The organism is Dyadobacter fanqingshengii, from assembly GCF_023822005.2.
GTDB classification, from domain to species: domain Bacteria; phylum Bacteroidota; class Bacteroidia; order Cytophagales; family Spirosomataceae; genus Dyadobacter; species Dyadobacter fanqingshengii.
The window spans coordinates 5,163,575-5,188,707 of sequence record NZ_CP098806.1 but is presented as its reverse complement, the minus strand read 5'-3'; the positions used below and the strand labels follow the sequence as shown (position 1 = coordinate 5,188,707).

Sequence of the window (25,133 nt, the reverse complement as noted above, 5' to 3'; positions counted from 1 at the left end):
TGTTATGAAAGCCTTTCGTTTAACATTCATTCTGCTGATTTCTTTATTCGTCTTTTTAGGCTGTAATTCATCACATAAGATTCTGAAACCTCAGCAGGAAGATAATTTCAAGTTGTCGGATTATGCCACTTTCGGGTTTTATGACATTGAGGCAAAGGGCGATACGATTTCTCAAAATTTTGAAAAGAACGTAGGGATCATTAAAACAGCCATTGCGCAAAACTTGCAGTCAAGAGGCCTTGACGAAGCCCGCGATGCGAATTTAAAAATCAATATTGCATTAAACGTTCAGGAAAAAGCGCAAACCAGGCAAACCGACTTCCGCACCGACGGACTTCCGCGTTACATGGGGCAGCGCCGTTATTCATGGAAAAGCGAAGAAGTTGTGGTCGGTAAATATCGCGAAGGAACGATCATGATCGACCTCGTAGATGCGGCTACGAACAAGATGGTCTGGCAGGGAGGAGCGGAAGGGATCATTCCCGAAAAAAGCCAGAATTTTACAGCGGATATCAATCAGGCTGTGAAGGAAATCATTGAAAACATTCCCAAATAAAAAAGGGCTGCTTCTTTTGAGAAACAACCCTTTCAATATTGTTGATGTCGGAGATTAGCCATTATTATTTACTACACCACGTACTCTTTCATTCACATTGTCTGCTACTGAACCGGCTTTGTCCTTCACAGAACTAACATTTTTCAAAAAACCGTCTTTCAATTTGTCGGCTAAAACTGACAACTCTTCAAGGCTTTTTTCGTATTTATCTTTTGCATTTCCACCAAGATCATTTGCTTTGCTCTTGATCAGCTTGCGTGTATCTTTTCCGTCCTTAGGAGCAACCAAAAGGCCAATTGCAATGCCTGTAAAAAGTGCTCCAATTGCGCCTATCAGAAATTTTTGATTCTTGTTCATATGAATTTCTTATTTTGTGAGAATAATACGTTTGAACTCTAAACAATACAAATACTGTGCCATCAAGCATTAAACTTTACAAACGGCTAGCATTGATTGTTGCGCTTATTGCGCCGCAACTAGTCTCGGCTCAGTGGAAGGTAATTGATATAAAAACGACCATCCATATGCGCGCAATCCATGCCGTTTCGCCTACGACATGCTGGATTGGAGGTTCCAGGGGGACTGTTTTAAAAACCGTTAATGGCGGCAAAAAATGGCTAACATCCAAAGTTTCAGGCGCAGATTCACTTGATTTCCGGGACATTCATGCTTTCAGTAAGGATGTGGCAATCGCAATGAGTGCAGGGGAAGCGCAGAAAGACAAGGCTAAGATTTACCGCACGGAAGATGGCGGATTAAGCTGGTTGCTTGTGTACCAAACTACACAAAATGGGGTTTTTCTGGATGGAATCGACTTTTGGGATAAGAATAAAGGCATATGTTTAGGCGATCCAATCAATGGAAGACTGTTCATTTTGACCACGGACGACGGTGGAAAAAGCTGGCAGGAGTTGCCTTTTGAAAAACGACCGGTTGCTGAACCAGGCGAAGCTTGTTTTGCCGCCAGCGGAACATCCATTATAGCAACCGGAAAAAACAAAGCATTTATCGGAACCGGAGGCAGCAAAATGGCCCGCGTTTTTCGCTCGGAGGATTATGGTATGACCTGGGACGTGTCTTCTACTCCCTTGCCTGCCGGGCCCACAAGCGGCATTTTTGGGCTGAGGTTCTGGTCCAAGAAAAACGGCATTGCAGTGGGTGGAGATTATAAAAAAACGACCGATTCCACGCAAAATGTACTGATAACCAAAGACGGAGGCGTTACCTGGACGTTGGCAGGGATGACCAAGCCGGCAGGATTAAAAGAAAGTGTAACATTATATCACAAAACCGACGCGGTTTGGACAGGCGATTCAGAAATCCGTTCAGACGATTATGCATTGATTTCCAGCGGTCCGTCGGGCAGCAGCTTTTCTGAAAATTGGGGGAAAACATGGCATGAGCTGGGCAAAGAAGGATTTCACGCGATGAGTTTTGCTGGAAATGTTGGCTATGGCGTCGGAGCCAATGGGTTAATCGGTAAGATTGAAAAATTTTCAAAAAAGAAAAAGCGCAAACTGGTGCTTGTTGAACAGTAGCGTTAAATCCTGTCTATCAATTCCTTAACAACCCGAATTTCTCTTCCCGACAAATGATCCGCGATGGCAGCAGCATGCTCGCGGCCATTTTCAATAAATACTTTCTCTGTAAAAACGCCCGCCATAACGGTCCCGCAGAGGTAAAGCCCAGGCACATTCGTTTCAAATGTTTCTTTATCAAACGATGGAACTTTGGTCACCTCGTCGAGCGCTACACCGCAGCGCGCCAGTAAATGTTCGTCAGGCAAATAACCAACAAGTAAAAAGACGAAATCGGCTGGCAGCCATTCAGTTTCGCCTGTTTCAATGTTTTCAATTTCAATTCTTCCAGGCTCGATCGACTTCGTAATGCTGTTGAAGCGCGTGTGTATCTTCCCTTCCTTCACCCGGTTTTTCACATCCGGAACGAGCCAATATTTCACTTTTGTACGAAAGTCCGCCTCCTTATGCACAATCGTGACATGTGCATCGTGCCTGTAAAGCTCTAATGCCGCCTCCACCGAAGAATTTGAGCCGCCTACCAGCACTACATTCGTAAAGGAATATTTGAAAGGCTCATCATAGTAATGCGAAACATGCGGAAGGCCTTCACCGGGCACATTCAGCATTCTTGGCACATCAAAATAACCAGTTGCCAACACAACATTTTTCGACTGGAAAATCTGGCCGTCATTGGAATAAGTCAGAAATGTTCCGTCGGGCTGTCTTTCCGAGCGATCAACGTCAATAAAAAGCTTGAAGTTCAAGTGAAAATAACCGGCAACCTTCCTATAATACTGCAATGCTTCGTTGCGATTGGCTTTCACCTCGGAAATCGAAAATGGGATCCCACCGATTTCAATATTCTCCGCTGTCGAAAAGAACTTCATGCGTCTGGGATAACGCCTGATCGATTCGGTAAGATTACCCTTTTCAAGGATCAGATAATCCAAACCGCTCTTGGCCAGTTCCACACCCATTGCAAGGCCGCAAGGCCCGCCACCAATTACGATTACATCATATATATGCATTGCAGTAGTCTTAGAAATTGTGCGTCGTTCAGTCAATAAACCCCCTAATTTAGATATTGGTTTCTGAACTTTGTAAATTACCTCCCTGTTGAAAATGTTCATTATATTGTAGAAACAGAGATTTGGAAGATCCAAAACGGAATTTTGCACAAAAGCTGAATGCATGGGGAAAATCAAAAACCCCTTTTGTTTTTCTTGTGGATTACCGGATTGAAAAGCCGCAGGCCTGGACATTGGATGATGACAATCTGAATGAAATACGCTTTGATCTGAATGGATTCAGGAGTATAGACAAAGATGAAGTCAAATCGCCGCTCCCGGAATTTCAGTTTTATAAATTCCCTGTTCCGTTTGAGGCATATGAAGCCAAATTCAATCATGTCGTCAGGAATTTAAAGGCTGGCAATTCATTTTTGGTTAACCTGTCGGTTCCTACCGACATCACGACGAATTTGAGCCTGGAAGAAATATTCGGGCACAGCGAGGCACCTTACCGCTTTTTGTATAAAAACGAATTTGTCTGCTTCTCGCCCGAAATTTTTATTAAAATAAAAGGCAACCGGATTTCTTCGTTTCCTATGAAAGGAACCATAGACGCATCGGTTCCGGATGCAGAAAACGTAATTTTAGCCGATTCCAAAGAAGCCGCCGAACACGCCACCATCGTTGATCTCATCCGAAATGATCTGAGTATGGTCGCTGAAAAAGTTTGGGTGGAAAAATATCGCTACATTGATCGCATTCAGACCAGCGATAAGACATTGTTGCAAGTTAGCTCTGAAATTGCTGGCATTCTGCCGGATGACTTTGAAGGGAAATTTGGCGATTTGCTCCTTCAAATGCTCCCAGCAGGCTCCATTACGGGTGCGCCCAAGCCAAGCACATTGCAGATCATTGAAGCTGCCGAAAAATATGAGCGCGGTTTCTATACAGGCGTTATGGGATATTTTGATGGCGAAAATTTTGAAAGTGCCGTCATGATCCGGTTTATTGAGAATCAGAATGGAAACTTCGTCTTCAAAAGCGGCGGTGGGATAACGGCACAAAGCAATGCACAAAATGAATATCAGGAATTAATCGACAAAGTTTACCTCCCCTTCGCCCATGTCCCGCACATTATGTTTTGAGACGATTTGTTGTGAAAATCGGCAATTGAAGAACCTTTCTTACCACGAAGCCAGGCTTAACAAAACGCGTCACGAGTTGTGGGGCTTTTCAGATTATTGGAATCTGTCCGAACTGATCATTATGCCTGATAGTGTGGATAATGCGTTGCACAAATGCAGACTTTCGTACAACGGGGAAATTGAGGTCATTAAATGGGAGCCCTATACGGCCAGAACCATCCGTAAAATCCAGCGTGTATATGACGACAACATTGATTATCGTTATAAATACGAAGCCCGCGATGAGCTTAACACACTTTTCGCCCAACGAAAAGACGCCGACGAAATCCTGATCATCAAAAACGGTCTCGTTACTGACTCGCTCTATTGCAATGTGGCATTCTACAACGGAAACGCCTGGTGTACACCCAATTCACCATTATTACCCGGCACGCAAAGGGCTTGTTTGCTCGAAGCAGGAGTTATTCGTGAGGCTGAGATAAGTGAGAATGATTTGGGAAAATATAGCTTAGTGAAGTTGTTTAATGCGATGGTTGGGTGGGAAAATGCAGCCCAATTAAATATCGAATGCATTGTTTGATCCTGGAAATATAATTTTTTAACAAAAACACTCTCATCTGTTACACGCCGTGGCAAATTACATATCATAAGTACGATTAGTCGTAACTTCGCCTCATTAAATATTAACCCTTGCCCCAGCAGCCAATGGCCTCCCTTTTTGAGGAAGAAACTACTTTTTTTGCCGATCTGATCTTACCGGTTCCGATTCCTTCTTTGTTTACTTACAGGGTTCCCAGGGAAATGAGCGGGATGATCAAGGTCGGTGCGCGGGTGATTGTGCAGTTTGGGCAAAAAAGGGTCATTACGGCTGTCGTTGCAAACATACATTCCAATCCGCCTTCCAAATATCAAGCGAAATACATTCTCGAACTGCTTGACGAAGAGCCAATTGTCACAACCCGCCAGCTTGAATTATTCAATTGGGTTGCGGAATATTATCTATGCAACATTGGCGAAGTGCTTAACATTGCGCTTCCTGCCGGGCTTAAAATTACGAGCCAGTCGAGAATTCAGATGAACCCTGAATTTGAATATGACGATTTGCTGACCGACCAGGAGAGAATCGTTGTGGACGAGATTAAGAAGCACCAAACCCTTTCTTACGAAGAAGTGGAGCGGCTTTTGCAACGCTCCAACATTACGGCGCTAATCAAATCGCTGGTGGGAAAGCGTGCAGTTATCCTTTTTGAGGAGGTTAAGGAGCGATATAAGCCAAAAGTTGTCAGGAAAATAAGACTGAATGCTGTTTACATATCCAATGATGCGCTGTCTAAATTGGCAGCGTCGCTGGATAAAACGCCAAAGCAGCAAGAAATTTTGTTGAAATATCTCAGCTACATTCCTGTTTACAACAATCCGGATCTGAACCAAAAAGGACTGGATAAGTCTATTTTTAGTCAGGATGACAATGTTTCGGATGCCTCGTTAAACACGTTGGTCAAGAAGGGGATTTTCGAGCAATTCGAGATTTTCATTTCAAGATTTGACGACATTCCAGCCAGCAACGCGGTTATTACGTTGACAGAAACGCAAAAAGAGGCATCTAAACAGATCCACGAGCTTTTTGCGGAAAAAGAAGTTGTTCTCTTGCATGGAATTACGGGCAGTGGAAAAACGGAAGTTTACATTGAACTGATCAAACAAGTGTTGGAAAGCGGCTTGCAAGTGCTTTTCCTATTACCTGAAATCGCCTTGACAACCCAGATTGTTGTCAGGTTAAGGAAGGTTTTTGGGGATACGATGGGCATTTATCATTCCAAATTTTCCGATAATGAACGCGTTGAAGTTTGGAAAGGGATTCTGGACGGGAAATTTCAGTTTGTGGTTGGCGTTCGTTCTGCTGTTTTTCTTCCGTTTGATAATCTTGGTTTGATCATTGTTGACGAGGAGCACGAAACTTCCTACAAACAGCACGATCCCGCACCACGTTACAATGCGCGCGACGTTGCTGTGATCATGTCATATATGCATAAAGGCAAAACGCTGCTTGGCTCCGCAACACCTTCATTAGAAAGCTATTATCACGCGCAAACAGGCAGATATGGATTTGTAGAAATGAAGCAACGCTTCGGAAATGCAGCATTGCCCACATTTGAATTAATTGATACAAAAAAAGAAAAAAAGTCGAAGAAGATGAAAAATGAATTTTCATCTGTGCTGATCGATCATTTGCAACTAAATCTGAAAAACAAAGAACAGACAATCCTATTTCAAAACCGCCGCGGTTACTCGCCATACCTGCAATGTGAAATCTGTAACTGGATTCCGGACTGTGCGAATTGTGACGTGAGCCTCACCTATCACATGAAGGCGGGCGAACTGCGGTGCCATTATTGTGGTCACAAAGAAGAAGTTACGCGCACTTGTCCACAATGCGGCTCTACACAGGTGAAAACGATGGGTTACGGGACGGAAAAGATTGAAGATGAACTGCATTCCATGTTTCCGGAGGCGCGTGTGCAGAGAATGGATCTGGACACAACAAGGGCCAAAAACGCTTACCAGCAGATCATCTCCGAATTTGAGGAAGGCGGCATTGACATTCTTGTAGGAACACAAATGGTGAGCAAAGGACTTGATTTTGATAATGTTAGCATTGTCGGGATATTCGACGCGGACCGGATCATTCATTTCCCTGAATTCCGCGCTTCGGAACGGGCATTCCAAATGCTCACACAGGTGAGCGGGCGCGCAGGCCGGCGAGCCGAAAAGCCGGGCAAAGTCCTCATACAAACTAACAATCCCGGCCAAAAATTGCTGGATAGGATCATTAATAACGACTACGAAGGCATGTATGCTGCTGAAATTGAGGAGCGTGAGAAATTTCATTATCCGCCTTTTACGAGACTTATCAAAGTAACGGTTAAGCACGTCGACGAGGCCACTTCCAGCAAGGCAGCCAAGATCCTGGCGGAGAAACTGACGGCCAACTTGGGAGCCAGCCGGGTTCTCGGACCGCAGCCGCCACTGGTGGAAAGAGTAAGAAATCAGTTTTTGTTCGACATTCTCATCAAACTTGAACGAGAAAAGATTAATTTTAAGGCGGCAAAGTCATTTATACAAGAAAAGGTTATTGATATTTTAACCGATAAGACGCTCAAAAGCATCCAGGTCGTCATCGACGTGGACTGTTTATAAAAATCATTTTTACTGCATATTAATCTATGTCTTCCAAAAAAACCAGAATTGTTGCTACCGTAGGTCCAGCCTCCGAAACAAAAGAAACATTGTATGCGTTGGCCAAAGCCGGGGTAAACGTTTTTCGCCTAAATTTCTCTCACGGTACTCATGCTGATCACCTCCAAAGATTAACCACCATTCGGGAAATCAACGAAGAACACGGCTTAAATCTCGCTATTCTACAAGATTTGCAGGGACCAAAAATCCGTATCGGAATGGTTGCCGAAAAAGACGGAGTCCTGATCGAAGCCGGTAATAAATTGATATTATCCAACACAGAAGTGCTTGGAACAGCTGAAAAAGTGAGCACGCCGTACGACGGCATGTACAACGACGTTAAAATCGGTGACCGTATCCTGATGGACGATGGAAAACTGGAAGTGCTTGTAACAGGAATGGACGGATCGGATGTGATTACCGAAGTAATATATGGTGGTTACCTGAAATCTAAAAAAGGTGTAAACCTGCCGAATACAAAGGTTTCAATGCCTTCTGTTACCGCGAAAGATTACGAAGATCTGGATTTTGGTCTTGAAAATAATGTAGAATGGGTGGCATTATCGTTCGTTCGCACAGCTTCGGAACTAATAAAAGTAAAAGAATACATTGCCAGCAAAGGCAAAACGGCGCGTCTGGTTGCTAAAATCGAGAAGCCGGAAGCAATTCTGAACATTGATGAAATTATCGAAGCTACGGACGCTATTATGGTTGCCCGCGGCGATTTGGGTGTGGAGCTTCCGGCAGAAGAAGTGCCAATGATCCAGAAAATGATCGTTGACAAATGTAACAAGGCCGGCAAACCGGTGATCGTAGCGACGCAAATGCTGGAAAGCATGATCGACAGCCCACGTGCAACCCGCGCCGAGCTGAATGACGTTGCAAATTCAGTCCTTGACGGCGCAGATGCGGTAATGCTTAGTGCTGAAACCGCATCAGGAAAATATCCGTTGTTAGCCGTTGAAAGCATGACAAGAACGATCGAAAGAGTTGAAACTTCGACAAACAGCATTTATTTCAAACACCATGCTGCGGTAAGTGAAAGTACGAGCGTCAACAAAATCAATGATTACGTTGTGATGAGTGCTTGCCGTTTGGCACGTGACACACAAGCGAAGGCAATTATCGGGATTACGCGTTCCGGATATACGTCTTTCCGTCTTTCGCATCACCGCCCAAAGGCCGGCTTATTGATTTTCACTTCCAATAAGGTGTTAATGAATCAATTAGCATTGTATTGGGGAACAAAAGTGTACTTCTACGACCGCGATCAAGATGCTTCTACGGACGATTTGATTGAAGATATCAAGCAGATTTTGGTCGATAAAGGAGAATTGCAAAAGGGTGATGTTTTCATTAACACGCTCAGCATTCCCGTTTCAAGACAACGTAAGACGAATACAGTGAAATTGAGTGTTGTAGAATAAAATATAAAGACGTTTTTGGAAGCAGCAGGAGGCAACTTCTGCTGCTTTTCGCTTTTCAGGGCATTTTTGTTTCCGTTAGAAAACTGAACCTACCGTTGGGACAATCCTTTCCGGCGCTAATTTAAAAATCGTTATATTTACTTATGAGCAAATCAATAGGACATATGATAGCTTCTTCGAATCCGCTGAGGGTTTTACCTAAAACAATCTCTGCGGAAAATATACCTGACGTTCTGATCCATGAAATAATTGACGGCATACCCTTGTATCGCAAAGGTTACCGTGACGTACTGGCCAAAACGAAAACGGTAGAAGACATTATGGGTTGCAGTTCATTACAGTTTTTCATTATTGATTACATTCTTGGAATTCTATATCCTTCCATTGATAGGCAAAAGTATATTATTGCAACAAATGAAGCCGGACTGCATTTAGATAAAAGAAACAACTTGTCGGGAGACATTATGATCTTTGATAAAGACGTTCTGACTATCGACAAAATCGATACGCATTATTCAAAAGTGCATCCGAAAGTCTCCATTGAAATCGACCTAGACGTGGAATTGGAAACGTTTACTGAGAATGGCTATATAACAATCAAAACGCAAAAGCTTTTGGGGTTCGGGACTGACAAGGTGATCTGGTTTTTGACAAAACCAAAGAGCGTAATGATCGCAACAAAGGACGGCGAATGGCAAACATTCAGTTGGGATCACGATATCGAAATCCTGGATGGCATCACTTGCAATGTTGGTAAATACCTGAAAGACAAGGGATCAGAGTTTGCCTGATTAGTTTTTTTAGCATTTTAAAGCGGAGAAACATCATTTCCGCTTTTATTTTTTTTCATATAACTAATAAAATAGTTTTGAAACTAATTAAATAGTAATAACTTTGATTCAGTAATTCGAAATACTAGCAAGACAATCAACATTATGGAAATACGCACATTAACCCGTGCCGAGGAAGAGATCATGAGGATCTTATGGCAATTGAAAAAGGCTTTTGTAAAAGACATTTTGGCCGAAATGCCCGAACCAAAGCCTGCTTATAACACGGTATCCACGATCATCAGAATTCTCGAGAAAAAAGAGGTTGTTGGCTACACTGCTTATGGCAAAACGCATGAATATTTTCCACTGATCAGTGAGGAGGAATACAAGCGCCATGAAATGCAACAGCTTATGGTCAACTATTTCGATAATTCACTCCCCAACCTCGTTTCATTCTTCGTGAAAGATAACGATCTCAAAAGCAAGGACCTGGACGAGATCATGAAGCTGATCAACGATCACAAAAACGAACACTAAATCCGTTAACCATGGAAACGCTATTATACTTCGGAAAGGTTAATTTGTACTGGATTTTGCTATTCGCTTGTTACCAGCTTATGCTGCGGAACCACACATTCTTTAAATGGAACCGCTATTATTTGCTGGCGTCACTGCCGGCGGCTTTTCTCCTTCCATTGTTGATTTATCCAGAGAACGCGCCTGCAATTCCCGCTTTATATCAGGTTAACGCCGCCACTTTTACAGTTGGGGCGAGTCAGGCCGAAGCGGCTCCATTCATGACTGCGACGCAGATAATCTGGACAATCTACGCACTTGGATTTATCATGGCAGCATTTCAGTTTTTCAGGCACATTAACCAGTTAAGGAGATTTCTAAAAGCAGGAGAAATTATTAAGCTCGACGATTGCACCGTTGTACTGATCGATTCTAACAACACCGGTTCTTTTTCTTTTTTGAATTGGATCGTGATTAATCGAAATGACTACGAGCATCATTTTGACGCGATTTTGAGACACGAAATGGTCCATACGCAGCAAATGCATAGCCTGGATATTCTGCTCATTGAGATTTTAAAAGTCTTCTTCTGGTTCAACCCATTTCTGGTGTTATATAAGCGCTCCATGCAGGAAATCCACGAATTTCTGGCAGATGCACAAGCTCCTAACCGGGATAATTATGCCCGATTTTTAGTGGCCTACGCATTAAAAGCGCCCATTACATCTTTGACAAATCATTTTTTTAAGCCATCGCAAATCAAAAATCGTATTCGTATGATCTACAAAAACAGAACTTCGAAATGGATGCTCAGCACCTACATGATCGCCCTGACGGTAATCGGAAGCACGGCATTATTTGTCGCAGGATGCGAACGAACTGAGCAGAATGAGGCAGAAATCGCTGCCCGCAATACAGAAAAGGCTGCCAACGATGCACTTTCCAATGAGAAAATTTTCTCAGTCGTTGAAGAGCAGCCTGAATTCCCCGGTGGTCAACAGGCAATGTTTCAATTTTTAGGTAAGAAAATCAAATACCCCAAGGCGGCCGCCGATGCTAACGTGCAAGGCAAAGTCTTTTTGCAATTTGTCGTTACTGATGAGGGAAACATTCAGGATATTGTTGTGTTGAAAGGCATCGGTTTTGGCTGCGATGCAGAGTCTGTGAGGGTCTTAAAGTTATTTCCCAAATGGAAACCAGGAAAACAGAATGGAAAGCCTGTTAATGTCAAATTCACTTTGCCTGTTAATTTCCAATTGGAAGAAAGTGATACCAAAAACACGAGCAGTCGGATTCAATTGGACGAAAAAATGGCAACAGTGGTGCATTATGGCTTTTCTCCACTCTATATTCTGGACGGAAAAGAAATGGAAAATGCAGATTTTCTTAAGACCTTTCCAAGTGAAAAAATTAAAAGTATGGACGTGTTGAAGGGTTCAAAGGCGGAGGATATTTATGGAGATAAAGGGAAGAATGGTGTGGTCAAAATTACAACCAAGTAGCAAGCTGCATCTTTCAGCAACATATTTCAATGATAATGCCCGGCTGGTTCCGGGCATTTTTTTGTTAGACATCTCACCATGATTTGATACATTTGCCCTCCTACCACTTATTCCAAACCCTACTTATGCCCATTCTCAAAGCGGCCATCATTGGCGGTGGCCATATTGCAGATCAAAACCACATTCCGGCTTTAAAAGCACTTTCTGAGCGTGTTGAGCTTATTGCTGTTTGCAGCCGTGATATCCAAAAAGCAAGAACATTGGCTGATAAGCATGAGATTCCCCAGGCTTTTGACAATGCTTCTGAAATGTTTGTAGGCGATAATAAGCCGGACCTGATCATCAACTGCACGGCGAATAATCTGCATCATCCATTTTCGATGCAAGCACTGGAAAACAACTGCCATGTATTGTGTGAAAAGCCACCGGCAATCAATGCGGCTGAGGCGAATGAAATGGCTGAGTTGGCCCAGAAAAAGGGAAAGGTGCTCGCTTATAATTTTCAGCTAAGGCAAACGCCGGAATATAGCTTGCTTAAACGCGCACTGGAAAATGGCCGATTGGGGGAAATCTATCACATTAAAGCCAATTTCTTACGCCGCAGGGGAATTCCCGGCTGGGGAAACTTTACAAATAAATCCATTCAGGGCGGCGGCGCGTTGATGGATCTGGGCGTTCACGTGCTGGATCTCGCATTGGGTTTGCTAGACTACATTGAACCGGACCGGATCATTGCCAACACTTACGATTTTATCGGGAAGGCGGGTGGAAAAGGGCTTATGGGAAATTGGGCCGCAGCAAAATTTGAAGTGGAAGACGCTTGTTTCGCCCATTTATCTTTCCCGAACAATGCAAGCATCACATTGTCCACGTCATTTGCATTGAATACGAAAATGGAGAAAAATGTCAATCTGGAAGTGTTTGGAACAAAGGCTGGCGCAGTGCTGAACCCGTTCTCCATGTACAGCGAAATGGACGGAGAGCTCGTTAATATGGAATTTCCGCATCTCGAAGAAACCGACATTCAACTCAAAAATACAATTGCGTTTTTAGATGCCTGCGGGGGAAGGGCGAGTAACATTTGTAATGCAGCACAGGGCGCTATTTTACAAAAGATTGTGGAAGAGATTTATAAAAGCGCTGCAAAATGATGATCATTTTGCAGTCGCCATCACCATTTTAATTTCATTTTTGGCACCTAATTCCAGCACGTCCACAAGATCCTGAACAGCAAGGTTTTTATCTACCCTTAATACGATAGTTTTGTCTTCAACATTAGCGAAAATGCTTTGCAGTTCAGCTTCCAACCGATCGAATGGAACAGGCTCTTTATCAATAAAATAGCCCTTTTTATCATCAATTGAGAGGGTTATCTGCTTTTTGTACATTTGCTGCGTTGCGGATGCTTTGGGCAGCATCAGCTTGATCACGTTCGGATTAGACATCGTGGAGATGATCAAGAAGAACAGCAAAAGGAAAAACATAATATCGTTCAGCGAGTGCGTGAACACCTCAGGAGCAAAACGGGCCTTACGACGTATTTTCATATTCTGGAAATGATATTAGTTCTTTGCAGCAACAGGCTTCTGCAATACGTCAATAAAATCGGAAGCAGCCATCTGCAATCTCAAAGCAAAACGGTCGATTTTCATGTTCAGCAAGTGATAACCTGCGTAAGCGATCAAACCAATGATCAGACCAGATCCGGACGTGATCATTTTTTCATACATACCACCCGCGATTGTGCTGATATTGAAGTCATTTGAAATAGAGATATCGTAGAAAATACGGATAATCCCGGAAATTGTCCCCACGAAGCCAAGCATGGGCGCAATACCCGCGATAACCCCCAGGTAGGGAAGATTGCCTTCCATGCGCTGTATTTCGATCTGACTGGCATTTTCAATCGTCGTTTCAATGTCTTTGATTGGATAACCGATGCGCCCTATTGCTCTTTCCAAAATCCTGCCCGAAGCATTGCGTTGATTGCGGCAAAGCGATTCTGCTGATTTTAAATTTCCTTGCTGAATAAAATCCTTCACATTGTCAATCACTCCCGGATCAATTTTTCCATTGGCGCCAATGCCGAGAAAACGCTCGATAATAAGGAAAAGCGTTGCCAGAAATAATAGTCCGAGCGGCAACATGACCCAGCCTCCTTTTGCAAGAAGATCAATAATAGAAAGCCCCTCTGTGGCAACGGGTGCGGCCAAAGTAGAATCAGCAAGTGCTTGTAGAAGCATCATATTGGTTATAAAAGTGAATGTTAAGCTAATGAAATAGAGGTCAATCCGGTCAAAAAACAGCTTTGAACATAAACGGAGTTAGTGCCCCCTTATTGTTTAAAGGGCAAATATAGGAAAATTACTCTTCGGGATTCTATGGAGAAAACATTCCCGGCAGGTTTCTGTAAATAAAGAATATTTTTCACCCTCCACTGAGCTGATTTCGCATAATTTCTACCATTTTTCTGTTTAATACATTATACAGACTCTCATTTTACCCAACCTTAACGGCATGAAAAGAACATTTTCATATCTTTTGCTGCCTGTCCTGGCATTTGTTTTCGGCGCTTCTCTTCTTACTTGTACGGACGATCCCGTTCCGCTTCCGACGGGCAGTATCAAAATAAGATTCGATAATGTGGTTGGCTCAAAGGATTTGAAGCTCGACACAGATACATATATTAATGCTGACGGGGAGGATTTTACGGTTAGTACGCTGAATTATTACATCTCAAACATTAAGCTTACCGCCGCGGCCGGGAATAATTTCACCGTTCCGCAGGATTCCAGCTATTTCCTGATCCGGGAAGGCAATGTTGATTCTCAGCAAATTACCATTAATAATGTCCCGGCGCGCAACTATACGGGCATCGAATTCGTCATAGGGATTGACAGCCTGAGAAGTGTGTCGGATATTTCGAGGCGCAAAGGAATTCTGGACAAAGATTCTGGGCCGACTAATGAGGAAGCCATGTATTGGGACTGGAACCCGGGTTACATTTTCCTGAAACTCGAAGGCACGTCGGACTCGGCAACATCGTCGAATAATAGATTTTATTATCATATCGGCGGTTTTGGTGGGCTTACGGAAAAGACATTGAATAACATTCGTGTAGCCAGAATCGGTTTTGGAGATCAGCGGGCGGCTGTGTCGAAAAATGCGGCGACACAGATTAATCTGAAAGCAGACATTCTCAAAGTCTTTAATGGTCCGACCAAAGTGAGCATTAAGGAGAACACGAGTGTTATGTTCATGCCTTTTTCCAAAAACATAGCCGACAACTACGTGAGTATGTTCAGTCTGGACCAGATTATCAATAAATAAGTAAGTTAGCTGAATGAAAAAGGCGGTTTGGCTTTTTGGTGTGCTGTTAATCCTGTTTCAGGGAACAATTTCCTGCAATAAGGAGTCAGAAACGCCTGAACCAACGCTTCCTGTGGATACTATTCCACCGCCTTTGGAATGGGAAAAACCAGCTTATTTCCCTGATCCTGTTTACGATTTATCCAAAAATCCGTTAACACCCGAAGGCGTTGAACTGGGTCGGTTCCTTTTTTACGATGGCATTCTTTCCCGAACAGATAAGATTGGCTGCGGAACTTGTCATCAGCAACAGGCCGCATTCACGCATCATGGACATGATTTAAGCCATGGCGTTGATGATTTGTTGGGAACCCGGAATTCTCCATCGGTTCAGAATATGGCTTGGAGCCCGAGCTTTTTCTGGGACGGAGGCGTGCATGATATGGATCTTGTTCCGCCGGTTCCGATCCAGAATGAGGTGGAAATGGGCGAACGCGTGGGAAGTGTCATTGAAAAATTGCGCAAGACGCCCGTGGCGGGAGCAGCCAAGCAGGTAAATTACCCCAAAATGTTCAAAGCAGCGTTTGGAACGGATGAAATTAATGCGGACCGGATGATGAAAGCATTGTCGCAGTTTATGATGACGATGGTTTCTGCAACTTCCCGCTACGATTATTTTCTGCAAGGCGACGCATCTGCATTAACGCCATTGGAAAAACAGGGAATGGCCCTTTTTAAACAAAACTGTGCTTCCTGTCACAGCAGCGAGCTTTTTACCGATTTCAGTTTCAGGAACAATGGTTTGATTCCTGCTAAAATCAATGATCAGGGAAGATACGCGATTACATTAAATGAAGCTGACCGGCTTAAATTCAAAGTTCCCAGCTTGCGCAACGTAGGCTTGACCGCGCCTTACATGCACGACGGCCGGTTTACGACTCTAGAAGCGGTTCTGAATCATTATGCCAATGATCAGAGCGCAAGTAAGGACAGTATTTTTGTATCCCCTTCGCTGGATCCGCTGCTGCAGGTTGCTGGCCAAAAACGTGGAATCAAGCTTACTGTAACAGAAAAGCAATCTATCATCGCCTTTTTGAAGACCTTAAATGACGAGCAGTTTATTACCGACAAACGCTTTTCGGACCCGGGCATAGGAACATCATTATAAGTAATGCAAGCGATTTTTCCTTACTATAAAAATGATCGCGGTCATGTCTTAAACCATGATTAAACATTCATTAAAATAGAGGAAAATTGCCCGATGCGTTGTTACTTTGTGAAAATTAAAGCTGCCAAATATATAAATATGCAAAGCGGAGAAAAAAACGCACAGCCCTGGTTGGGAAAAATGCAGGAACGTTGGGGATTGGAAACAACCAGACAGGTTCTTTTGGTTTTAGCAGTTTTTAGCTTAGCGGGTTCATCCGTGGTTTGGCTTAGAAAAGGACTTTTTTTCCTGCTCGGTTACGATGAACTAACTCCAATGTGGCTCAAAACCATCACTTATATCCTTTTTATTTTTCCTACTTATCAAACCCTTTTACTGATGTACGGCTTTTTGCTGGGTCAGTTTTCGTTTTTTTGGGAAAAAGAGAAGAAAATGTTCCGTTGGATCAAAGCAAAATTTAGCAAATAAGAGTCATTTCGGAAGCTTGGGCTTCACACCAAATATTGTAGGAGTGCCGGAATTAACCTTCCTGTACTCCTTATTTTATTTATACCTTTGTGTTTTATTTCAATTTAAGGTTTAGAATCATACATATCATTCCATGTTTGAAAACTTACAGGACAAGCTAAATAACGCCTTTCGCACACTAAAAGGAAAGGATAGGATATCAGATATAAATGTTGCCGCAACCACGAAGGAAGTCCGCAAAGCACTTGTCGATGCCGACGTTAACTTCAAAGTTGCCAAGGAAATTACAGACCGGATCCGTGAAAAAGCGCTCGACAGAAAGATTCTGATCTCTGTTGAACCGGGCCAGATGTTCGTAAAAATCGTTCAGGAAGAGCTTACCGAGCTCATGGGCGGCCAGGCAGAAGGCATTAATATTAAGGGTGACCCAGCAGTGATCCTGATTGCAGGTTTGCAAGGTTCGGGTAAAACGACCTTTTCGGGAAAGTTGGCCACATTGCTCAAAAAACAAGGCCGTCAGGTTTTGCTTACGGCTTGCGACGTGTATCGCCCGGCTGCGATTGACCAGCTGAAAGTGCTTGGCGAGCAGGTTGGTGTAGAAGTTTATTCAGAACCAGATAATAAAAACGCCGTTGACATTGCGAGAAATGCAGTGGCATATGCAAGAAAAATTGGCAAAAAAGTGGTGATCGTCGATACAGCCGGACGTTTGGCTGTGGATGAGGTCATGATGCAAGAGGTTGAGGACATTAAATCTGCCGTTAATCCTTCCGAAATCTTGTTCGTTGTAGACTCTATGACGGGCCAGGATGCGGTCAATACGGCCAAAACCTTCAACGAGCGTCTGAATTTCGACGGTGTTGTCCTTACCAAGTTAGATGGTGACGCACGTGGCGGAGCGGCACTTTCCATTCGTCAGATCGTTGACAAGCCTATCAAGTACATCAGTACGGGTGAAAAAATGGAAGCACTGGATTCCTTCTATCCTGATCGTATGGCGAGCAGGATTTTGGGGATGGGTGATGTCATTTCCCTTGTAGAGCGCGCGCAGCAGGCATTTGACGAAGACGAAGCAAAACGCATTAATGCCAAAATGCGTCAGAATAAATTCGATTTTGACGACTTTTTGGGTCAATTGCAGCAAATCAAAAAGATGGGTAATGTGAAAGATCTGATTGGCATGATTCCGGGAATGGGCAGCGCCATGAAAGATATGGACATTGACAACGAGTCATTCAAACCCATTGAAGCTATTATCCAGTCGATGACCAAAAAGGAGCGTGAAAACCCTGATATGATCGACGGAAGCCGAAAGAAACGCATTGCAGCCGGAAGCGGCACTTCCATTTTGCAGGTTAACAACCTGATCAAGCAATTTGACGAGATGCGCAAGATGATGAAGAAAATGAACACAATGCAAGCTGCGGGTAAGCTGGGCAAAGCCATGCGCCGCTAGTTAAGTCTGCAAAGTGTCAACACTCATTCCTCATTCATGAAACGCATCATTTTTGTACTGACGTTACTTCTTTTTCTTAATCAGCAAAAACTAAGTGCGCAAGCATCAGTGGGTTACTATCCATGGAGCAGCTTGCTGACGATCAGCACTAACTCAAAAAAAGCGGTCTGGCTGGATACAAGGTTTCAGACCAATTCACTGTTCAGCAGCCTGAGCGTGGATTTGTTGCCAATGATCAACTTGAAAAGAGGCGAAGTGGTGCAATGGTATCTGGGCGGCGGTTTAAGGCTCAACCCGCTTTACCGCATTGCCGACGCCGACGCCGATTTGATCACAATTGACGGTTACTCACTAAATGTTGGCGTTCGTATTTCCCCTTTGCCGCAAAACAGGCGATTCCAGGTTGCATTGGAGTTGAATCCTTATGTTAAAGACAAATTTGACAGTGGGGTTTTGAAAAGTCACTTCGGTCTCGTTTATGTTTTTGGTAAAAGAAAAAAGGAAGCACCTGTTCCCGAGACGCCAGCAAATCAATAAAAATATAATCATTTCATAGTATACGAATGCTCTCAAATCCGGCGATTTTGCCGTTAATTTGAGAGCATTTTTATTTTCTATTTAACCTTACTCATGAAAAACGCCCTTCTTCTGCTCAGTTTCTTTATGATAATCTGCTGTAAACAAACTCCGGTTTTAGCACAAGCAAAAATAAAAAAGACACTTTTTGTAATCGTAGACGGCATTTCGAGTGACAGCAAGGAAAAAACACCAACGCCGAATCTTGATCTGATTGCCAAAAAAGGCGGTTACACACGTGCATACGTGGGCGGGGGAAAAGACACTTACTCGCAGACGCCAACAATTTCGGCCGTAGGTTATAACAGCTTATTAACAGGCACTTGGGTCAATAAGCACAATGTTTGGGACAATGATATCAAAGATCCAAACTATCATTACTGGACTATTTTCAGGTTCATGGAAAGCCAATATCCGCAGAAGAAAACGGCTGTTTTTTCGACCTGGCTGGATAACCGCACTAAATTGGTCGGGGACGGCCTTCCACAGACGAACAAGCTGCAACTAGACTATTTCTTCGATGGATTTGAGCTCGACACCATTCATTTCAAACATGATAAGGACAGCCAATACATTCACAAAATTGACGAAAAAGTAGTCGATGAAGCGGCTTTCTATATTCAGGAAAATGGTCCGGACCTGTCCTGGGTTTATCTGGAATTTACGGATGATATGGGTCACCGATATGGTGATAGCGAGCAGTTTACAAAAGCAATCCAGACTATGGATGACCAAATGGGCCGACTCTGGAAAGCGGTTTCGTTACGTGAAAAGAATTTCAATGAAGACTGGCTGGTAGTTGTAACAACGGATCACGGCCGGGATGCTAAAACGGGAAAAGGCCATGGCGGGCAATCTGATCGCGAGCGCGGCACATGGATCGTAACCAATGCAAAGGAACTTAATCCCACATTCAAAGAAACCCCTGGCATTGTCGACATTATGCCTACTATCGCGAGGCATTTAGACATTAACATTCCAAAAGAACAGGCCTTTGAAGTAGATGGAGTAGCTTTTACCGGCAACTTATCGATTGCGAAACCAGTTATCAGTAAAGAATCAGGCAAGCTGAATGTTTCCTGGAAAGCATTAGATAAGACTGGAAAAGTGAAAATATGGCTTACCACAACCAATCATTTCGGTAAAGGGGAGCGTGACCTTTATCATTTGGTTGGCGAAGCAGATGCTGCCAATGAAAAAGCCGAAATAGATATTTCTCAATATCCTTCCGGCTTTTTCAAAATCGTTCTTGAAGGTAAACTCAACAACGTCAATCAATGGGTCGTTGAAAAATAACCCTTAATTTCCGCCGCGGCCTGCTTTATAGGAATCATATTCCTCCAAAAGAGTCCGAAGATCGTCATCAGCTGCGAAGTCCAGCTGTGATTCCCTGATCACATAATTCATTTTGTTTTTCTCGTCTGTCAACAATTTCAAAAAGCTGTTTCTGTTGCTTAATTGAACGGGATTAAGCTTCTCATTTTTCAAGATATAAAGCTTCGCGTCCGGCTCTAATGTGCGTGTTGCACTCGCTTTCTCGACTTTGATCGGCGCGACATATTTTTTCAAAAGCTTAGTGTTACCGTCATAAATAACCCGGTAAAAGCTCTTATCCGTTTGTTCACCAACCGCAGGGTAGCCATTTTTAAAAATATACAAATCCGTTCCTGTGGGGATCGTAAACTCTTTAAAACCAGAGGAAACCCTATATAAACCAGAGTCAGCCATATATTCCACTTCGTCTTTTCTAAGATCATATCGGATTTTAACACCGTCGTGCACAATGTCATCATTTGTGCGAACCGTGCCCATATACCATTCTTTGAACAGGTAAGGCGAGCTTTCTCCTTCGGCCGTTGCATCTTTATATGGAGTTCCTGCTAATCCGGTAGAATCCTGCGCAATAATTGTGTTACTCCAAAGAAAGAAAGGGAGCAAAAAAAATCTTAGTACATATTTCATAATAAAGTTGGTTAATTTGATAAGTTCGAAGTCTGATAATGCGAGAATTTAGATTGCTGGCATCTTTCTGTACTTTTGCCAAAAAAATTGTACCCGCTCAAATTGGATATTAACGATCAGCTTATACATATACGCCGGAGCCTGGCAGGAATCACTCCTGAGATTTTTCTGGCATTCCTCTTTTGCTTTTTCCTTTTTGCGGAACTGGTGTTTTTGCGTTGGCTTAAAAAAGAGAAAATTGCTCCTTATCTTCAAAATATAGCGCTTGCAGGCAGCATTATTACGCTTTTGCTGATCCTTGGTCAATGGAACACCGAACCCGCCTTTCGATTTCAACCGCTCTTATTCCTGGACAGGCAAGCCGTTTTCTTCAAGATCATGATTACGCTCGCCTGGATTTTTACGCTCATCCACGTTCGCGTATTAAAATATGATTTCCCGCCTGAATTCAATGCACTGCTGATCGCCGCCGTTGCAGGAATGAATCTGCTGACAATGTCGACACATTTGCTGACTATCTACCTTTCTTTGGAATTGATTTCGATCAGTTCCTATCTGCTCGTCGCGATATCCCCGTACAAAAAAGCGGCCGAAGCAGGCATTAAATACTTACTATTTGGCGCAGCAAGCTCAGCAGTAATGCTTTACGGAATTTCTTTGATTTATGGTTTAACAGGCACAATGGACATTACGAGTGAGGCAATGACAGCCGGATTAATGAATAATTCTGTGCTCGTGATAACGGTTACCATTGTACTTACGCTGGCCGGACTGCTTTTCAAGCTTTCGCTCGTGCCGTTTCACGTCTGGACGCCAGATGTTTACGAGGCTGCTCCTACTCCACTCGTATCATTTTTATCTGTTGCACCAAAAGCCGCGGTTGTTCTGGTATTGATGCGTTTGGCAGGAATTTTACCCGCGCAATATTTCCCTATTTTGGGTGGAATTGCATTAATCAGCATGACCGTCGGGAATCTTGCAGCCTTGCTCCAAACAAATGCGAGGCGATTATTGGCCTATTCATCCATTGCGCAGGCCGGTTATTTGCTCGTCGGGATTGCCGCTTACAGTCGTTTTGGATTTGAGTCAGCCGTGTTTTACACAGCCGCTTATCTGATCATCAACCTCACAGCTTTCTTCCTGATTGACCTGTTACAACCAGTATCCAACACAAATTTAGTCTGCTTTGAAGGCTTGGGACGCCGAAATATGTGGGTTTCCAGCATTCTGACGATTGTAATGATCGCATTGGCTGGTCTCCCACCAACTGCGGGATTCACTTCAAAACTGCTGGTATTTTCTGCGCTTTGGGAAAGTTATCATCAGCAGGCATTTCCGTGGATGCTGTGGCTGCTCATTGGTGGTATTCTCAATGCAGCAATATCGCTGGCTTACTATTTGAGAATTCCCTACCTGTTATTTTTCAAGGCATTAGCCCAGAAAAAAGCACCTTCAAATCAAAGCATCACCGGCAAAGTCATTGCCGGTGTGCTCGTTATGGCGATTTTATTATTGTTTTTCAATCCAAGTCTCGTCACCCGATGGATCACAGCATTCTAAGATCACTTAATCGCCCTGACCTTAAATCCTTCTTTTCTTAATAAGGAAATAACACCGCGATCGCCTCCCAGATGACCTGCTCCAACTGCAAAGAAGGTTGGTTTTTCTGCTGCAATTTTCTTTATCCTGGGCACCCATTTTTTGTTTCTTGCAAAAAGCATGACTTCCTCATTTCCATCCATACCATAATTACTAGCCATCATAAGATTATATAAATCATTGATTTTCTGAGATTTATATAACGCAACAAGATTGCTAAATTCTTTTCGAGCCTGAGGAAGGCTATCAATCATTGTAATGATCGTTTTGATTTGATCCTGATAGGGAATTGTATCAAAAATGGCCATTTGTTCATCCAAAGTCTCAATTCCAATCACCTCCGATTTCTGTTCTGCAGCCAATTCAACCAAAGACATTTCGTAGGATTGCGGCTGACACGACAGAACCGCATTAAAAAGAGGTCCCATCAAAATAAATGGTTTCGCTTTCTCAAACATAGCCAGCGCTACACCAACGGAATCCTTGTAAAATTGGCTCAGCTTTGCGTATTGCTGTTCTGTCACCAGCTTTTTCAGTTCGTTGCCGTCTGACATATTCATTGATTTCATCATACTTGCCATCATGCCCGGGTCGTCCATATCTATTTCCAGAGCAACCTGCTGGGTGCGTGCCAATGTCGCTTTCAGCGAGTCGCTTAGCAAGAAGTCGGTAGGGCAAATCAAATGTATAGTTCCAAACAAATACGATGGTTTTGCCTGTCCAGGTGTTGTAATTTCCCAAAGCAAGGAATTCTCCACCGGTGCCTGAGCACTGGCAAAAAAACATTGCATGAGCAGAACAAAGCTTAAAAGTAATTTTTTCATGGCTTGATGAATGTTACTGCTTATTGCTGTCGACCTCAATGCGCTCCTCACGGTTTACCAGCTCCCATGCAGTATGAAAAACCAGCTTTACAATCGGAGCCTGCTTATCAAAAAGGATCTTTTCTACATCATCGCCCGGCTTGTGATAATCCTCGTGCACTCCCGTGAAGTAAAAAATGACGGGAACGCCCATTTTAGCGAAATTATAATGGTCCGAACGGTAATAAAACCGGTTCGGGTCCTTAGGATCGTTGAATGTGTAATCCAATTGGTAATTAATGTATTTCTTGTTTGCCTCCTCACTGATCTCATGTAACTTGGAAGAAAGCTTATCCGAACCGATCAGATATACATATTTCGGATCGCTCGCATGAGCCTGATCCACACGCCCGATCATATCGATGTTCAGATCTGCAATCGTATTTTTCAGCGGGAACAATGGATTTTCAGAATAATATTCCGAGCCAAAAAGTCCTTTTTCCTCACCGGTAACATTCAGAAATAAAATACTTCTCCTGGGTCCCTTACCCTCTGCTTTTGCTTTGCTGAATGCCTCCGCAATTTCAAGCAGCGATACGGTGCCCGACCCGTCATCATCAGCCCCATTGTTAATCTCACCATTATCCGAAATTCCAATGTGGTCCAAATGTGCGCTGATTACCAGCACTTCATCTTTTTTATCCGAACCTTCCATAAATGCGGCTACATTCTCGGTTTCGATCGTCTCGCTCTGACGCTCCGCTTTTACCGCCACATTTCCAGTCATCTGCTTTGAAAGTGGCTTACCAGATTTATCAATAGACGCTTTTTCCTTGGAAAGTTTATTCGCAGAAGTGCTCAGGATCTGAGCGGCAATTCCGGAAGAAACGGCGAACGCCGCAACGCTGTTAGGTGTTTCTACTACCGGCTTTAGTGTTGGCGCGCTGAAACGTCTGGCCATTACTGCACGTTGCCGGATCTCCTTATCTAGATCCTCACCGGTCTTTTCGGTAATGATAAAAACATAGGTTGCACCTCTGTCCAGGGCCACCCTTGCCTTCGCCTGCCATGAAACCGGCCCGCTCCACTTGGTCTTTTCAGTTGTGCCGCTTACCAAATATTTGCCATCCGCGCTTTTTGGCTCACCTTCAAACATGATGACGGATTTGCCTTTTACATCCTGGTTATTGTAGTCTGTATAGCTGGTATCATCAATGCCATAACCCACCAAAATCACTTCTGAGCTTGATTCCTGAGGAACGTTCAATAGGCCATTGAGATAAAAGTCTTTATTAAACTCATACTTTTTGCTACCCACTTTCACATAAACTTCACCCCAGCTTCTTTTATGAAGATTATATTTTTGCAAATAACTTTTGGAACCATCAGTAGCGGTTGCAGCGGGCGTCAAGCCATATTCCTTATAAAATCCCGAAACATATTCCGCCGCCTTTTTCTGCCCAGGCGAGCCCGTGTCACGACCCTCGAGGCTATCTGAGGCGATGATTACCAAATGCTTTTTTAAATCGGCAGGAGTTATACTCTCGGCATATTTGGCAGCATCATCCTGCCCAAAAGCCAAAGTCGTGATTGACAGGAACATTCCCGCCAGCAAATTTCTGTTCATAAGAAAATTATATAAAATCAATTCTTACAAAGAAACTAAACGCCCCTGCCATTGCAAAATTTGATTAGGTCAGCACAATGGTAACTCGATCCCTCCCTGTGCTAGTAATGTGCTTTGAAAGGATTGCGCACAAAAAAGCCCGGGAACAGTCTGACTCACTTCTTGGTAAAGTCTGAAAGCCCGGGACTTCCGCTTTGATTTAAATCCACAGTTACTGGTTTTCAGATCTGTTCTTGACTGAAAATTTCAGCGTATTATCATTTGTAGTCAAACTAAGCTGATTGAAATACTCGGAAACGGCATTTCCTTCTTCATTAAACCAAAAACACCTGTAAAAAATTTTTAGAGGTCTGATGAAACCCATCCACCGTCATAGAAGGACTCCCCGATTTCAACCATACCACGTCGCCTACTTGGATATCTTGTTGTTGCATTTGTTTATAGAAAAGAATTGTAACTAATCATAATTACCTAATGTT

Annotated in this window: 25 protein-coding genes; 17 read left to right on the top strand and 8 right to left on the bottom strand. The window is 43.3% G+C overall.

Going from position 1 to position 25,133, the window contains the following annotated elements; all coding sequences use genetic code 11:
• The first annotated feature begins 4 nt into the window (after positions 1 to 4).
• Positions 5 to 556, top strand: coding sequence for a DUF4136 domain-containing protein (locus NFI81_RS21745; RefSeq protein ID WP_234615031.1), 552 nt, complete (start codon positions 5 to 7; stop codon positions 554 to 556).
• A gap of 54 nt (positions 557 to 610) precedes the next feature.
• Here the strand turns inward: NFI81_RS21745 and NFI81_RS21740 are convergent, their stop codons facing one another.
• On the bottom strand, positions 611 to 913 hold the full coding sequence (locus tag NFI81_RS21740; RefSeq protein ID WP_234615032.1) for a YtxH domain-containing protein: 303 nt from the start codon (positions 911 to 913) through the stop codon (positions 611 to 613).
• A 56-nt stretch (positions 914 to 969) separates the two neighbouring features.
• Between NFI81_RS21740 and NFI81_RS21735 the strand changes: the two genes are divergently transcribed.
• Positions 970 to 2,094: a beta propeller repeat protein gene (locus tag NFI81_RS21735; protein ID WP_252176018.1), complete on the top strand. Its 1,125-nt coding sequence runs from the start codon at positions 970 to 972 to the stop codon at positions 2,092 to 2,094.
• A gap of 2 nt (positions 2,095 to 2,096) precedes the next feature.
• Here the strand turns inward: NFI81_RS21735 and NFI81_RS21730 are convergent, their stop codons facing one another.
• Positions 2,097 to 3,104: a YpdA family putative bacillithiol disulfide reductase gene (locus NFI81_RS21730; protein WP_234615034.1), complete on the bottom strand. Its 1,008-nt coding sequence runs from the start codon at positions 3,102 to 3,104 to the stop codon at positions 2,097 to 2,099.
• Positions 3,105 to 3,226: 122 nt separating this feature from the next.
• On the opposite strand from NFI81_RS21730, the gene NFI81_RS21725 reads away from it, so the two are divergent.
• From NFI81_RS21725 to NFI81_RS21690, 8 genes are all read left to right on the top strand, one after another.
• Positions 3,227 to 4,231: an aminodeoxychorismate synthase component I gene (locus NFI81_RS21725; protein WP_234615035.1), complete on the top strand. Its 1,005-nt coding sequence runs from the start codon at positions 3,227 to 3,229 to the stop codon at positions 4,229 to 4,231.
• Positions 4,232 to 4,256: 25 nt separating this feature from the next.
• The gene (locus NFI81_RS21720; RefSeq protein WP_234615036.1) at positions 4,257 to 4,811 is read left to right on the top strand and encodes an aminotransferase class IV; all 555 of its coding nucleotides are present in this window, start codon (positions 4,257 to 4,259) and stop codon (positions 4,809 to 4,811) included.
• Between the two features lie 125 nt (positions 4,812 to 4,936).
• A complete protein-coding gene (gene priA / locus NFI81_RS21715) occupies positions 4,937 to 7,429 on the top strand; it encodes a replication restart helicase PriA (RefSeq protein ID WP_234615037.1) in 2,493 nt (830 codons plus the stop codon).
• Positions 7,430 to 7,455: 26 nt separating this feature from the next.
• Positions 7,456 to 8,895 carry a pyruvate kinase gene (pyk, locus tag NFI81_RS21710; protein ID WP_234615038.1) on the top strand — a complete coding sequence of 480 codons (1,440 nt, stop codon included), beginning with the start codon at positions 7,456 to 7,458 and terminating at the stop codon, positions 8,893 to 8,895.
• Positions 8,896 to 9,038: 143 nt separating this feature from the next.
• Positions 9,039 to 9,686: a Uma2 family endonuclease gene (locus NFI81_RS21705; RefSeq protein ID WP_254410600.1), complete on the top strand. Its 648-nt coding sequence runs from the start codon at positions 9,039 to 9,041 to the stop codon at positions 9,684 to 9,686.
• A gap of 144 nt (positions 9,687 to 9,830) precedes the next feature.
• Positions 9,831 to 10,205, top strand: coding sequence for a BlaI/MecI/CopY family transcriptional regulator (locus NFI81_RS21700; RefSeq protein ID WP_234615040.1), 375 nt, complete (start codon positions 9,831 to 9,833; stop codon positions 10,203 to 10,205).
• Positions 10,206 to 10,216: 11 nt separating this feature from the next.
• Positions 10,217 to 11,686, top strand: coding sequence for a M56 family metallopeptidase (locus NFI81_RS21695; protein WP_234615041.1), 1,470 nt, complete (start codon positions 10,217 to 10,219; stop codon positions 11,684 to 11,686).
• A 125-nt stretch (positions 11,687 to 11,811) separates the two neighbouring features.
• Positions 11,812 to 12,837: a Gfo/Idh/MocA family protein gene (locus NFI81_RS21690; protein ID WP_234615042.1), complete on the top strand. Its 1,026-nt coding sequence runs from the start codon at positions 11,812 to 11,814 to the stop codon at positions 12,835 to 12,837.
• 3 nt (positions 12,838 to 12,840) lie between these two features.
• Here NFI81_RS21690 and NFI81_RS21685 read toward each other — a convergent pair whose 3' ends face one another.
• Both NFI81_RS21685 and NFI81_RS21680 read right to left on the bottom strand, forming a co-directional pair.
• Complete coding sequence (locus NFI81_RS21685) at positions 12,841 to 13,233, bottom strand: ExbD/TolR family protein (RefSeq protein WP_234615043.1); 393 nt, start codon at positions 13,231 to 13,233, stop codon at positions 12,841 to 12,843.
• Positions 13,234 to 13,248: 15 nt separating this feature from the next.
• Positions 13,249 to 13,932: a MotA/TolQ/ExbB proton channel family protein gene (locus NFI81_RS21680; protein ID WP_234615044.1), complete on the bottom strand. Its 684-nt coding sequence runs from the start codon at positions 13,930 to 13,932 to the stop codon at positions 13,249 to 13,251.
• Between the two features lie 271 nt (positions 13,933 to 14,203).
• Here NFI81_RS21680 and NFI81_RS21675 point away from each other — a divergent pair, with 271 nt between their 5' ends.
• The 6 genes from NFI81_RS21675 (at position 14,204) to NFI81_RS21650 (ending at position 19,959) form a co-directional block, all read left to right on the top strand.
• Positions 14,204 to 15,016: an MbnP family protein gene (locus tag NFI81_RS21675; RefSeq protein WP_234615045.1), complete on the top strand. Its 813-nt coding sequence runs from the start codon at positions 14,204 to 14,206 to the stop codon at positions 15,014 to 15,016.
• Between the two features lie 13 nt (positions 15,017 to 15,029).
• Complete coding sequence (locus NFI81_RS21670) at positions 15,030 to 16,163, top strand: cytochrome-c peroxidase (RefSeq protein WP_234615046.1); 1,134 nt, start codon at positions 15,030 to 15,032, stop codon at positions 16,161 to 16,163.
• A 138-nt stretch (positions 16,164 to 16,301) separates the two neighbouring features.
• Positions 16,302 to 16,631 carry a DUF6787 family protein gene (locus NFI81_RS21665; RefSeq protein ID WP_234615047.1) on the top strand — a complete coding sequence of 110 codons (330 nt, stop codon included), beginning with the start codon at positions 16,302 to 16,304 and terminating at the stop codon, positions 16,629 to 16,631.
• Between the two features lie 133 nt (positions 16,632 to 16,764).
• Entirely contained in the window at positions 16,765 to 18,087 is a 1,323-nt protein-coding gene (ffh, locus tag NFI81_RS21660; RefSeq protein WP_234615048.1) for a signal recognition particle protein, read from the top strand.
• Between the two features lie 36 nt (positions 18,088 to 18,123).
• A complete protein-coding gene (locus NFI81_RS21655; protein WP_234615049.1) occupies positions 18,124 to 18,624 on the top strand; it encodes a hypothetical protein in 501 nt (166 codons plus the stop codon).
• A gap of 93 nt (positions 18,625 to 18,717) precedes the next feature.
• Positions 18,718 to 19,959, top strand: coding sequence for an alkaline phosphatase family protein (locus NFI81_RS21650; protein ID WP_234615050.1), 1,242 nt, complete (start codon positions 18,718 to 18,720; stop codon positions 19,957 to 19,959).
• 3 nt (positions 19,960 to 19,962) lie between these two features.
• On the opposite strand, the gene NFI81_RS21645 is transcribed toward NFI81_RS21650, so the two are convergent.
• A complete protein-coding gene (locus NFI81_RS21645) occupies positions 19,963 to 20,625 on the bottom strand; it encodes a hypothetical protein (RefSeq protein ID WP_234615051.1) in 663 nt (220 codons plus the stop codon).
• A 102-nt stretch (positions 20,626 to 20,727) separates the two neighbouring features.
• Between NFI81_RS21645 and NFI81_RS21640 the strand changes: the two genes are divergently transcribed.
• Positions 20,728 to 22,185 (top strand): NADH-quinone oxidoreductase subunit N, encoded by a 1,458-nt coding sequence (locus NFI81_RS21640; RefSeq protein ID WP_234615052.1) that lies wholly within the window; start codon positions 20,728 to 20,730, stop codon positions 22,183 to 22,185.
• 2 nt (positions 22,186 to 22,187) lie between these two features.
• Here NFI81_RS21640 and NFI81_RS21635 read toward each other — a convergent pair whose 3' ends face one another.
• The 3 genes from NFI81_RS21635 to NFI81_RS26540 all read right to left on the bottom strand — a co-directional run bounded on the left by NFI81_RS21635 (position 22,188) and on the right by NFI81_RS26540 (position 25,088).
• Positions 22,188 to 23,048, bottom strand: coding sequence for a TraB/GumN family protein (locus tag NFI81_RS21635; RefSeq protein WP_234615053.1), 861 nt, complete (start codon positions 23,046 to 23,048; stop codon positions 22,188 to 22,190).
• 13 nt (positions 23,049 to 23,061) lie between these two features.
• Positions 23,062 to 24,654 carry a M28 family peptidase gene (locus NFI81_RS21630; protein ID WP_234615054.1) on the bottom strand — a complete coding sequence of 531 codons (1,593 nt, stop codon included), beginning with the start codon at positions 24,652 to 24,654 and terminating at the stop codon, positions 23,062 to 23,064.
• A gap of 314 nt (positions 24,655 to 24,968) precedes the next feature.
• Entirely contained in the window at positions 24,969 to 25,088 is a 120-nt protein-coding gene (locus NFI81_RS26540) for a DUF2158 domain-containing protein (RefSeq protein WP_374759488.1), read from the bottom strand.
• Positions 25,089 to 25,133: the final 45 nt, after the last annotated feature.